This window comes from Photobacterium carnosum (genome assembly GCF_021236965.1).
In the GTDB taxonomy this organism is placed as follows: domain Bacteria; phylum Pseudomonadota; class Gammaproteobacteria; order Enterobacterales; family Vibrionaceae; genus Photobacterium; species Photobacterium carnosum.
Genome location: NZ_WMDN01000011.1, coordinates 94,473 through 107,380, shown reverse-complemented (window position 1 = coordinate 107,380; position 12,908 = coordinate 94,473). Strand labels below are relative to the sequence as shown.

12 protein-coding genes are annotated in these 12,908 nt (G+C 42.9%); 9 read left to right on the top strand and 3 right to left on the bottom strand.

Going from position 1 to position 12,908, the window contains the following annotated elements; translation table 11 throughout:
- Positions 1–303 precede the first annotated feature (303 nt).
- The 8 genes from GLP24_RS12045 to mutT all read left to right on the top strand — a co-directional run bounded on the left by GLP24_RS12045 (position 304) and on the right by mutT (position 6,775).
- The gene (locus GLP24_RS12045; RefSeq protein ID WP_232616071.1) at positions 304–717 is read left to right on the top strand and encodes a pilin; all 414 of its coding nucleotides are present in this window, start codon (positions 304–306) and stop codon (positions 715–717) included.
- 2 nt (positions 718–719) lie between these two features.
- Positions 720–2,405 carry a type IV-A pilus assembly ATPase PilB gene (pilB, locus tag GLP24_RS12040; RefSeq protein ID WP_045037346.1) on the top strand — a complete coding sequence of 562 codons (1,686 nt, stop codon included), beginning with the start codon at positions 720–722 and terminating at the stop codon, positions 2,403–2,405.
- Between the two features lie 66 nt (positions 2,406–2,471).
- The gene (locus tag GLP24_RS12035) at positions 2,472–3,695 is read left to right on the top strand and encodes a type II secretion system F family protein (RefSeq protein WP_456291276.1); all 1,224 of its coding nucleotides are present in this window, start codon (positions 2,472–2,474) and stop codon (positions 3,693–3,695) included.
- Between the two features lie 63 nt (positions 3,696–3,758).
- Positions 3,759–4,634 carry a prepilin peptidase gene (locus GLP24_RS12030; RefSeq protein WP_101768549.1) on the top strand — a complete coding sequence of 292 codons (876 nt, stop codon included), beginning with the start codon at positions 3,759–3,761 and terminating at the stop codon, positions 4,632–4,634.
- A gap of 3 nt (positions 4,635–4,637) precedes the next feature.
- Positions 4,638–5,243 (top strand): dephospho-CoA kinase, encoded by a 606-nt coding sequence (gene coaE / locus GLP24_RS12025; protein WP_232616069.1) that lies wholly within the window; start codon positions 4,638–4,640, stop codon positions 5,241–5,243.
- A gap of 47 nt (positions 5,244–5,290) precedes the next feature.
- A complete protein-coding gene (zapD, locus tag GLP24_RS12020) occupies positions 5,291–6,028 on the top strand; it encodes a cell division protein ZapD (RefSeq protein ID WP_232616068.1) in 738 nt (245 codons plus the stop codon).
- Between the two features lie 7 nt (positions 6,029–6,035).
- Complete coding sequence (gene yacG, locus GLP24_RS12015; RefSeq protein ID WP_101768546.1) at positions 6,036–6,236, top strand: DNA gyrase inhibitor YacG; 201 nt, start codon at positions 6,036–6,038, stop codon at positions 6,234–6,236.
- A gap of 116 nt (positions 6,237–6,352) precedes the next feature.
- Complete coding sequence (mutT, locus tag GLP24_RS12010; protein ID WP_269154995.1) at positions 6,353–6,775, top strand: 8-oxo-dGTP diphosphatase MutT; 423 nt, start codon at positions 6,353–6,355, stop codon at positions 6,773–6,775.
- A gap of 48 nt (positions 6,776–6,823) precedes the next feature.
- On the opposite strand, the gene secA is transcribed toward mutT, so the two are convergent.
- A complete protein-coding gene (gene secA / locus GLP24_RS12005) occupies positions 6,824–9,559 on the bottom strand; it encodes a preprotein translocase subunit SecA (protein ID WP_232576117.1) in 2,736 nt (911 codons plus the stop codon).
- A gap of 447 nt (positions 9,560–10,006) precedes the next feature.
- Here secA and GLP24_RS12000 point away from each other — a divergent pair, with 447 nt between their 5' ends.
- The gene (locus tag GLP24_RS12000; protein WP_232576116.1) at positions 10,007–10,465 is read left to right on the top strand and encodes a DUF721 domain-containing protein; all 459 of its coding nucleotides are present in this window, start codon (positions 10,007–10,009) and stop codon (positions 10,463–10,465) included.
- 141 nt (positions 10,466–10,606) lie between these two features.
- Here GLP24_RS12000 and lpxC read toward each other — a convergent pair whose 3' ends face one another.
- Complete coding sequence (gene lpxC, locus GLP24_RS11995) at positions 10,607–11,524, bottom strand: UDP-3-O-acyl-N-acetylglucosamine deacetylase (protein WP_101768543.1); 918 nt, start codon at positions 11,522–11,524, stop codon at positions 10,607–10,609.
- Between the two features lie 224 nt (positions 11,525–11,748).
- Positions 11,749–12,879, bottom strand: coding sequence for a cell division protein FtsZ (gene ftsZ, locus GLP24_RS11990; RefSeq protein ID WP_101768542.1), 1,131 nt, complete (start codon positions 12,877–12,879; stop codon positions 11,749–11,751).
- Between the last annotated feature and the right edge of the window lie 29 nt (positions 12,880–12,908).

The window sequence follows — 12,908 nt, the reverse complement described above, 5'->3', positions numbered from 1 at the left end:
CATTCCCTACAGTGAATGTCCGCGAGGGCGATAGGGAATCTACTCACTGCGCGTTGTTGAATTGATATTTTCACTGGCTTTTCCTGCTCTCCCTCGTCTCTTATTTACCTCACCCCCACCACATTTCTGCGCCCCAACTCCAGCCCTATTTTGTAACTGCTGCAACAATGGCATAAATAATTCAAACTGTGCCGAGCAATAACACCACTGTTATTCAATCAATATCTTAAGCCTTTTATTCTAGTTCCACAGCACTACCCCTTTGTCCATGTTGGACAACTTAAAACCTTCAAGGAATGGAATATGAAAAAGCAACAAGGCTTTACCCTTATTGAATTGATGATCGTGGTGGCGATCATCGGTGTGTTATCAGCTATCGCAGTCCCAGCTTATAAAGATTATGTGGCTAAAAGTGAAATGGCTTCAGCTATGGCTACTATGAAAGCCCTTATCACTCCAGCAGAATTAGTGATTCAAGAAGAAGGAAAGATTAGTGGTAGTGTTACTACATTAAATATTGCAGCAGACGCTAATCCACTAGGGGAAATAGATGTTGCAGATAATGGTTTAGGTCTTACGTTTGAGTTTAAATCAGGGTCTTTAGATACTAAAAAACTAACATTTAATCGTGATACTGATGAGGGTTGGAGCTGTCTAGCAGATAAGGGCATGCCACCAATTGATGGCTGTAAAGAAGATCCAACACCAACACCATAACCATGCAAACAAACCTCGCCTCGATCCTGTTCCAAGCTGAGTTAATCAGCGCCGAACAAGAGCAGCAAATAGTCGAGTCGGTGACGGCGGAAGGGATCAATGTCCCGACCGCCATTACTCGCCTAGGTATCATGGCGGATGATGAACTAGCACGTTCATTATCGCACCTGTTCAACCTAGATCGAGTGGATGTCCACCACTATGACTTTCAAGGTTGCTGTCAAAGTGTCTACCAACGTGAATTGGTGTTACGCCATCGCGTGCTGCCGCTTGCGCAAGACAATAGCACCTTATTCGTCGGCCTTAGCGATCCTACCAATGTCGAGGCGCAAGATGAATTTCGCTTCGCTATTGGTAAGAACGTTGAACCACTGTTATTAGAAAATAAACAACTTGAATCAGCGATTCGACGGGTTTACGGCAGTGATATCGGTGATGTCGGTAACAGCCGCCAAATCAGCGATGAAGATTTAGGTAACTTAATTGATATTAACGATCTTGAAATCGATGACTCAACCGATTTAAGTCAAGACAGCGCCCCTGTCACCCGTTATATCAACCAAGTATTAATGGATGCACTGCGCCGTAAAGCATCAGACATTCACTTTGAACCCTATGAAACCAGCTATCGGATTCGGTTTCGCTGTGATGGCATTTTACATCAACATTTAACCCCACCGTCAAGTTTGTCGCGGCGGTTATCAACCCGTTTAAAAGTAATGTCAAAGCTCAATATTGCCGAGCGTCGTCAACCACAAGATGGACGCATCAAGCTTAAGTTATCAGAATCACTAGCGATTGATTTACGGGTGTCGACCCTGCCCACGTTATGGGGTGAAAAAGTCGTACTGCGGATTTTAGACAGTTCCAGTGCCAGCTTAAATATTGATATATTAGGGTATAGCGATGCTCAAAAGCAGGCTTATTTAAACGCCCTGCAACGCCCGCAAGGGATGATTTTAATGACGGGGCCAACAGGCAGTGGCAAAACCGTATCGTTATATACCGGCTTAAGTATTTTAAATACCGATGAGCGTAATATTTCCACCGCCGAAGATCCGGTTGAGATCAACCTCCAAGGCATTAACCAAGTTCAGATAAATAATCTCGCAGGACTAGGCTTTGCAGAAGCATTACGATCATTTCTACGTCAAGACCCTGATGTAGTGATGGTTGGTGAAATTCGTGATTTAGAAACCGCCGAAATTGCAGTTAAAGCCGCCCAAACAGGGCACTTGGTATTATCGACGCTGCACACCAATTCAGCGGCAGAAACCATTACCCGTTTAACTAATATGGGAGTTGAAGATTTTAACCTTGCGTCATCACTGAGTTTGATTATTGCACAGCGGTTAGCACGCCGATTATGCAGTCACTGTAAACAACCGCACCTGCTGGATGACTTAACCTGTGAGCGCTTAAAACTGCCACTCAACACCAGCGTTTTTCAAGCCAATAAAGAAGGCTGTGATGATTGCAATAAAGGCTACGTTGGACGGGTGGGTATTTATGAAGTGATGCAGTTTAGCCGTGAGATTGCCGAAGCATTAATGCAAAATGCCACCAGCTTACAATTAGAAGATATTGCCGCCAGCCAAGGTATGCAACGATTACGAGAATCAGGCGTCGATAAATTAGTTGATGGCATTACCAGCCTTGTCGAATTACAACGGGTACTGCAACTCTGATCTCACCATCATATTATTGCTCGCAGCGCCCTTTAAACAATCTCTGTATTTTATTAAAAAGGATTTATTATGGTTGTTGCCACTAAAATTCGTTACTACCAATGGCGTGGCGTCAATCAAGCCGGACGTAAAGTCTCTGGCGTCACGATGGGGTTTCAAGAACAAGAAGTTCGCCATCAGCTTACCGAGCAAATGATCAACATTAAAAAGATCAAGCGTACCTCTCCTGGCACCTTAAACCGCCTTCGCAATCAAATGAAGTCCGAAGATGTCACCATGGTCACCCGTCAATTAGCCACCATGGTTGAATCAGGCGTGCCTGTAGTACAAGCCTTAACACTGATGGCGAACAGCCATCATAAAGCAGAAATGCGCGCGACCCTTATTCAGGTGACCAATCAAGTTGAAGCGGGATCGTCATTATCCAAAGCGATGCGTTCCAGCTCACCATTGTTTGATAAATTCTATTGCGACTTGGTCGATACTGGCGAGCAGACGGGGCACCTAAGGCAAGTATTTTCGCGTATTGCCATTTATCGTGAAAAAGCAGAAGCCATGCGCAAGAAGATCATCAAAGCGATGATCTACCCCTCAATGGTATCCATCACTGCAATATTAGTTACAGTACTCATGTTGGTATTTGTTATTCCGCAGTTTGCGGCTATTTTTAGTGGCTTTGGCGCTGAATTGCCGTGGTTTACTCGCCAAGTAATGAAAGCGTCCGATTTTTTAATTAATTATGGGCTTTATCTTGGACTTGGACTGCTATTCACAATCATCGGCTACCGTTATAGCTACCGCCATTATTATCGTTTTCATTACCGTATGGATAAACTGAGCTTAAAGTTACCGCTTGTCGGCGGAGTATTACTTAAAGCCACTATTTCCCGTTTTTCTCGCACCCTCGCGACCACCTTTAATGCGGGTATCCCACTGTTAACTGGCATTCAATCAGCAGGAAAAATCAGTAATAACCTTTATATTGAACAAGCCATTGATGAGGTTTATAACAGCACCGCCGCCGGCATGCCTTTATACTTAGCCTTACGTCAAGCCGATGTTTTTCCTGAATTAATGCTGCAAATGGTGATGATTGGTGAAGAATCTGGCGCACTTGATGATATGCTCAATAAAATGGCACAGTTATACGAAGATGATGTTGATAATACTGTCGATAACTTGGGTCAAATTTTAGAACCGTTTATTATCATTATTCTTGGTATCATTATCGGTGGTTTATTAGTTGCGATGTACATGCCTATTTTTACGCTAATGAGCGTTATGGGATAATTTCAACGTATTCAATAGCCATGATATTAACGTTAATCGATGTATTTTTTAAGAGAGCACTTCATGGCTGTACTGAGTTATTACCCGTGGCTATATCCGCTGTTTGCAACACTCTTTGGTTTATTAATTGGCAGCTTCCTCAATGTGGTCATTTACCGCCTGCCAATCATGATGGAACGCCAATGGCGTCAAGAATGTCAGGATTATTTTCCAGAACTGGATGATCCACAATCCAATGATGTAACCCCATTTAATTTAAGTGTGCCTCGCTCTCGCTGCCCTCATTGTCATCATGCTATCAGTGCGTTGGAAAATATTCCGGTTATTAGCTGGTTAGCTTTAAGGGGTAAATGCCGCGAGTGTAAAGCACCGATCAGCAAACGCTACCCTGCGATTGAACTCCTAACAGCCATGATTAGCTTAACTGTCGCATTAGTATTACCGCCAACATGGTGGGCTGTTGCGGTGTTAGGTTGTAGCTTTGCCCTGATTGCGCTGACGTTTATTGATATCGACAAAATGCTACTGCCAGATCAAATCACGCTGCCATTAATGTGGGCGGGTATTTTATTCGCTCTTATTGGTATCAGTCCGATTTCATTAACCGATTCAATTATTGGTGCAATGGCAGGATATTTATCACTGTGGTCAATTTTTTGGGCATTTAAGCTGCTGACAAAAAAAGATGGCATGGGTTACGGTGATTTTAAGCTATTAGCAGCTATCGGTGCGTGGGTGGGCTGGTCATTATTACCGTTTGTGGTCTTACTATCTTCTCTTGTCGGAGCGATATGTGGCATTGTCATGCTACGAATAAAGCATGAAGATCAACAAACCCCGTTCTCTTTTGGACCATATCTTGCTGTTGCTGGCGGGATTGCTATGCTATGGGGCGAACCAATTTTACATTGGTATGTTAGCTCTTATTTAGGATTCTGATTGATGACAATGGTGATTGGTTTAACAGGTGGAATTGGCAGCGGTAAAACGACTGTTGCTAATTTATTTGGTGCTTATGGAATTGATTTAATCGATGCCGACATCATAGCCCGCGAGGTAGTCGCCATCGGTAGTGTCGGTTTAGCGCGTATTATTGAAAAATTCGGTAACGACATACTGCTTGCTGATGGAAATCTAGATCGTAGCCAATTAAGAGCTGCAATATTTAGTGATCCACAACAGAAAAACTGGCTCAATCAACTGCTACATCCGTTGATCCGTGACAAAATGTTAGCAGATATCGATCGCGCGACTTCCCCGTATTGCCTACTGATTGTGCCGTTAATGATTGAAAATAACCTTCAAACCCTAACTGATCGCTTACTGGTAGTTGACGTTGACCAACAAACACAGATAATGCGTACCCAACAGCGAGATAATGTATCGCTTGAGCAAATAAAAAATATTCTTGCCGCACAAGCATCACGCCAACAGCGGCTTGATGCTGCCGATGATATCATTTGTAATAACGGTGATAATCAGGCACTGTTAACGCAAGTTGCTCAGCTACACCAACATTATCTCGCACTTGCACAAACTGCGAAATAACGCTTAGCGTGCATTCATTATTTTTTGATTTTCACTGGTTTTCCGTTATGCAAATACATAGCTATGAACATCCTCTAAATGAAAAAGTGCGTATTTACTTGCGCCTTGAACACTTACTCAAACAATTACACCACAGCAGCGAACTTAACGATCCGTGGCAATATACGATTTTCTTTAATGCATTGTTTGATTTTCTAGAATTAATAGAACAAATCCCAGTTAAAACCGATCTTGCTAAAGCGCTCAATAATCAAAGTATTAAATTGAAAGCATGGCTAGATTATGACGGCGTTGATCCCATCGCGATCCAGTCATTACTCGATAATATGAGTCATGCTCAGAAAAACCTATTAGCTGCACTACGTTTAGGTCAAAGCCTACGTGAAGACCGTTTTCTAAGCTCGATTCGTCAACGATTTTCGATTCCTGGTGGCACCTGTAGTTTTGACCTACCAGCGCTGCACTTCTGGTGTCAACAACCACTAGAAGAACGTCAACAAACAATGCAAGCATGGCTCGATCAATTGGCTGAAGTCGATGAAGCACTCAAGCTATGGCTACACTTAGTCCGTCAATCTGCACAATACCAACCACAATCAGCACATAACGGTTTTTTCCAAAATGATGCTAGCTTATCGTGTTTACTTCGCATTGAAATCGATGCAAGCTATGGTGTTTATCCTGTTGTATCCGGTCATCGTAGCCACTTCTCTATTCGTTTTTCTCCTTATGAAGAAGGAACGACAGTGGCAACCAATATCGACTTTAAACTAGCTATTTGCTGAGGTAACTATGTCGCAATCCCAACCGACTGTGGTGAAATGTCCAACCTGTAAAACTGACGTTGTCTGGGGTGAACAAAGCCCATATCGTCCTTTCTGCTGTAAACGCTGCCAATTAATTGATCTTGGAGAGTGGGCAGATGAAGAAAAAGCCATTGCTAGTGCGCCAGATATGTCTGACACTGATGTGTGGTCAGAAGATAACTACTAAAAACCACCATGCTATTTAGCAACTTATTGCTGATCAAGGGCGAACTAATATTACTATTAGCTCGCCCTTTTTAATGGCTACATTATTACTGACTGATTTTATGTAGGTACTACGTTATGACAAAAAAAGTGATAATCAAAAAACGAATTTGGATCGCAGCAGGGATCATTCTAAACCCAACTCAAGATCGAATTTTCATTACGCGTCGCCATGCGAATGCCCATCAGGGTGGATTATGGGAATTTGCAGGTGGCAAAGTAGAGGCCAATGAAACCGCTGAGCAAGCGGTTATTCGTGAACTTAACGAGGAAGTGGGGATTCAAGTCACTACGCTAACGCCATTGATTAGCCTTGCTCATGATTACCCCGATAAATCCTTACAGTTTGATTTTTTCGCCATCACAGCATTCACAGGTGAAGCGTGTGGTAATGAAGGTCAAACTGGATTATGGGTCGCAATTCACGATCTTGATCAGTATCCATTCCCTGACGCTAATGTAGCGGTATTGGCGAAGATAGCAGCGGTTTATGGGGAATAAAAAAAGGTCGCTCTAGGCGACCTTTTTTATAACAGCTTAACAGCGATCTTAGTCGATCTTACCGTGACACTGCTTGTATTTCTTACCAGAACCACATGGGCAAGGCTCATTACGGCCGACTTTACGCTCTTCGCGCTCAAACGTACCTTGATGACCATTGTCTTCTGCTGGTGATGATTCATCAGCAATTTGATTGTCTGCATTTTGATGTTGGAATTGTTGACGATGTGCTAGCATTTCTGCCATTTGACGACGTTCATCTTCCATACGATCAACTTCTTCCTGCTGCTGTACTCGTACCTTACTTAAGATAGAAACAACATCACTCTTCAAGTTATCTAACATCTCTTCAAACAGTTCAAACGACTCACGCTTGTACTCTTGCTTAGGGTTCTTTTGTGCATAACCACGTAGGTGAATACCTTGACGAAGATGATCCATCGCCGCTAGGTGCTCTTTCCATAATGTATCGAGGTTTTGCAGCATTACCGTTTTTTCAAAGTTCCGTAGCACTTCAGCGCCAACAACTTGTTCTTTCTCACGGTACAACTCAAATGCTTTTTCGATAATACGTTCACGAAGGGCTTCTTCATAAAGCTTATCTTCAGTGTCTAACCAATTTTTAATCGGGAACTCTAAATCAAAGTCTTCTTTTAGACGCGCTTCTAGGCCGTCGATATCCCACATTTCTTCTAGCGATTGCTGAGGAATGTAGTTATCAATAATTGCGTTCAACACGTCTTCACGGTTGTGCTCAATCATTTCACTGATATCGTTAGCATTCATAAGCTCATCACGTAGTTCATACACTACCTGACGCTGATCATTAGCGACGTCATCAAATTCAAGTAATTGCTTACGAATATCGAAGTTACGTCCTTCAACTTTACGTTGTGCGTTTTCGATAGCTTTTGATACCCATGGGTGCTCAATCGCTTCGCCTTCTTCCATACCTAGCTTCTTCATCATGCCTGAAACACGATCAGAGGCGAAGATACGCATAAGGCCATCTTCCATTGAAAGATAGAAGCGAGACGAACCAGCATCACCCTGACGACCTGCACGACCACGTAACTGGTTGTCGATACGACGAGATTCATGACGCTCAGTACCAAGGATGTGTAAACCACCTGATGCTAATACTGCATCATGCTTGATTTGCCAATCAGCACGGATCTTTGCGATTTGCTCATCAGTAGGATCAATCAGTTTCTCAACATCCGCCTTCCACGAACCACCTAGCATGATATCGGTACCACGACCGGCCATGTTAGTTGCGATAGTTACCGTACTTGGAGAACCCGCTTCAGCAATAATATCGGCTTCTTTTTCGTGGAACTTAGCATTCAGTACGTTGTGCTTGATACCTGCATCTTTCAACGCTTTAGATAACAGCTCTGATTTTTCAATCGACACTGTACCGACAAGACATGGCTGACCATTTTTAACACGCTCAGAAATATCTTTACTGATTGCCACGAATTTCTCAGCTTCAGTCATGTAGACTAAATCGCCGTTATCAATACGTGCCATTGGGCGGTTAGTCGGTAACACTACCGTATCTAAATTATAAATAGACTGAAATTCAAACGCTTCAGTATCCGCAGTACCTGTCATACCTGATAATTTCTCGTATAAACGGAAATAGTTCTGGAAGGTAATCGATGCCAAGGTTTGGTTTTCGTTTTGAATCTTAACGCCTTCTTTCGCTTCAACAGCTTGGTGAAGACCTTCAGACCAACGACGACCTGGCATGGTACGGCCAGTATGTTCATCGACAATGACAACTTCATCATCTTGAACAATATAATCGACGTCTTTTTCAAACAACACGTGTGCACGTAAACCGGCATTAACGTGGTGCAGTAAACTAATATTAGCCGGAGAATATAGAGTATCGTTCTCAGCCATAATGTCATTTTTAATCAATAATTCTTCAATGAATTCTTGACCTGTTTCAGTAAAGTGCGCTTGCTTTGATTTTTCATCGACAGTGTAGTGACCATCGCCACGATAATCAGCGCTATCTTCTTTATCTTGACGAACAAGCAACGGAATTAAGTGATTAATCTTAATGTACATTTCCGAGCTATCTTCAGCAGGACCAGAGATAATCAACGGTGTACGCGCTTCATCAATTAGGATGGAGTCAACTTCATCGACAACCGCAAAGAAGCGCTCGCGTTGAACGCGATCTTCAGGACGGAACGCCATGTTGTCACGTAGGTAATCAAAACCAAATTCGTTGTTAGTACCGTAAAGTATGTCGGCAGCGTATGCTTCTTTTTTCGCTGGCGGTGACATATTAGGTACGTTAACGCCAATAGTCATACCGAGGAATTCAAATAATTCACGGTTAGTTTCGGCATCACGCGCAGCGAGGTAATCGTTCACGGTTACGATGTGAACGCCTTTACCTGTAAGGGCGTTAAGATATGACGGCAATGTTGCAGTAAGAGTTTTACCCTCACCAGTACGCATTTCAGCAATTTTACAGTCGTTTAAAACCATGCCACCAAGTAGCTGTACGTCAAAGTGACGCATGCCATAGACACGGCTTGATGCTTCGCGAACAGTCGCAAAGGCTTCTGGTAGTAGTTGATCTAGCGTTTCGCCTTGATCTAAACGCTCACGAAATTCAGCTGTTTTTGCTTGCAGCTCATGATCTTGTAGGCTTTCAAACTGAGGTTCTAGCTTATTGATTTGATCAACAATTTTGCGCATACGACGCAGAGTGCGGTCGTTACGGCTACCGATAACTTTAGTCAGTAGTTTTGATAACATGGTGATGCCGGTTTCTCTTTGTTATATCAGCGTTTCTATTGCTGAATCGCTTAATTCGGGTTTCATTCCTTGGGGGACCTAAGCCATCCTTATCCCACAGGAATTGTCACGACGGTGACTAAGAAGTTAATCCTAAAACATGTGTTAATTGATATTGTGTCGCGATAGTCGCTTTTCAAGGGTTAACATTACTATCCTAACAAAAAGCACCTTACTCAATGCTAAACTAATACTGTTTATTGCCATCTAAGTACAAAAACACGCTGGTGACTGCGACTTAGCAGACATATCGCTCAACATATATTAACCTATATACCTAATATAATAAGTCATATTCGTGTCATCGCCTATGATAAAAGCCACTACGCAGGTTTTTATCTTTGATAATGAAGATCATATCCGCAAAAGTAACATTTTTATTCTGTCGAATATCCAGGAATTAAAATCATGAGAGATCATCGCCCCCAAACCGCAGCACATCTACTTGATAGTGATGGTCTAACATCGATTCAACAACGGGCAGCGGCATTAAGCCAACTGAATACTGCGGTAAAAAGCCACCTTAATTGTGCCGAGCATTGTCGAGTCAGTAATTATCGACAAGGGGTGTTAATCATTGAAACAGAATCAGCAGCATGGTCGATGCGACTTAACTATGAACGTTACCAATTAACGCTTAAATTACGCGAGAAATTATTACCCAAATTGCGTGAGATCGAAGTTAAGGTAAACCCCATATTGGCGGCAGTGGCAATTCGTAAACAAGATAAAATCCCCGATATTATTCAAAAGCCAATCAGCCATGTGGCCGCGCAACATCTGTTAGCAACAGCGGCTAATGCTCCAGATAAAGTCAAAGTCTGTTTAGAACGACTGGCTAAGCTAGCACAAAAAAATACTCGCTAATGCTTTGTTGAATGCGAATGTCGTATTGGTAAAGAATGTCACCTCGCTAAAAAATATCGCATCGGCAATTCGACAAATAACAGATACAAAAACGCCGAACATTTATGCTCGGCGTTTTTTAATACAAGGCAGTTGCGTGATTTACGCCAATACCATACCCGGTTGAGCAAAAGTGACAGGCACTTCACGCTCGTCTTCAAAGGTTGACCACTCATAGGCTTCTTGATCAGCCAATACTGCACGCAGTAGTTGGTTGTTAAGCGCATGACCTGATTTATAAGCGCGCATTTCACCAATGATATTGTGACCACACATGTAAAGGTCACCAATGGCATCCAATACTTTGTGAGTGACAAGTTCATTGTCAAAACGCAAACCATCCTCGTTCAGGATACGGTAGTCATCCAGTACAATTGCGTTATCAAAGCTACCACCAAGACACAAGTTCTGTGACTGGAGATATTCGATATCGCGCATGAAACCGAAAGTACGTGCACGGCTAATCTTTTTAACAAAAGACTGGCTTGAAAAATCTAACACTAGACGCTGCTGATCTGAATCAATCGCAGGGTGATTAAAGTCGATAGCAAAATCGAGACGGAAACCGTTATAAGGTACGAGTTCCGCCCACTTGTCGCCATCCTCAATGCGAACAGGCTTTTTAATACGTAAAAAACGCTTTGGCGAATTTAATGTATCAATACCAGCTGATTGAAGCAGGTAAATAAATGGGCTTGCGCTACCATCCATAATAGGAATTTCAGGCGCATTAACTTCGATAATCACGTTATCGATACCCATACCGGCTAGTGCAGCATTCAAGTGCTCAACTGTTGAAATGCGCACGCCTTGTTCATTAACAAGAGCGGTACATAGCATGGTATCGCGTACTGAATCTGCATTTGCAGGGAAATCCACAGGTGGATTAAGGTCAGTACGGCGATAAATCACGCCAGTATTTGCGGCTGCAGGACGCAGGATAAGCGTCACTTTACGTCCAGAGTGGAGGCCCACACCAGTCGTCTGCACAATGCTTTTAAGTGTACGTTGTCTGATCATCTGCTTATATCTCAACGGTTAAACAAACTTTTGCTTGCAAACTAATTAGGTGAATAGAAACTATTCTCAACACCAGCATGGCGAATTGAACACTTATCATACCATAACCTAAAAAATATCCAAAATAATTCACTGCAGATGTAAAAAAGCATCTTTTGTGGTGAAACAAAAGATGCAGCTCTTACCCAGCTAAATTAGCCACCACAATCAATATGTTGGCTATTTTAGTCTGCTTGCTTACGCAAGAATGCAGGGATATCTAAGTAGTCATGATCTGCACCCTGAGCTTTAGCTTGTTGACTTTCAACAGGCTTATCTTCAGCGATTGCAGCAGGTTTTTCCTGTGCAACAACAGGTGCAGGCTTTGATGACGTTACTAATGTGATATCAGGCTTACACTCTTTGCCAATGCCTGTTGCCACTACGGTTACACGTAGCTCATCAGTCATATCAGGGTCAAGTGAAGTACCAATAACCACGGTAGCGTTATCAGAAGCGAACGCTTTAACTGTGTTACCCACAGTTTCGAATTCGTCTAGACGCATATCCATACCAGCAGTAATGTTAACTAAAACACCACGAGCGCCAGCTAGGTCGATATCTTCTAGTAATGGGCTAGAAATTGCCATTTCAGCAGCTTCTTCAGCACGATCATCACCAGCAGCAACACCGCTACCCATCATTGCATGACCCATTTCAGACATTACGGTACGTACGTCCGCAAAGTCGACGTTGATCATGCCAGGGCGAGTGATTAGCTCAGCAATACCTTGAACAGCATTTTTAAGTACGTCGTTTGCTTTCGCAAAGGCATCAAGTAATGTGATACCACGACCAAGTACTTTAAGTAACTTTTCGTTAGGAATAGTAATTAATGAATCTACATGCTTAGAAAGCTCATCAATACCTTGCTCTGCAAATGCCATACGCTTCTTACCTTCGAAGCTAAATGGTTTAGTCACAACAGCAACAGTAAGAATACCAAGCTCTTTAGCCACTTCAGCAATGATTGGTGCAGCACCAGTACCGGTACCACCACCCATGCCCGCTGCAATGAAGATCATATCAGAGCCTTCAAGCTCTTTTTTGATCGCTTCACGATCTTCTAACGCTGAATCACGGCCCACTTGTGGGTTAGCACCCGCACCCAAACCTTTAGTGATATCACCACCGATCTGAATAACAGTACTTACGCTTGTTTTACGAAGAGCTTGTGCATCAGTGTTAACACTAATGAACTGCACGCCTTCAATAGACTCACGTACCATGTGATCGACTGCATTACCGCCGCCGCCGCCAACGCCAATGACCTTAATTACAGCTTCATCAGACATTTCCATCATCGGTTCAAACATTTGTTCTCTCCGTTATCCTGTTCGCATCA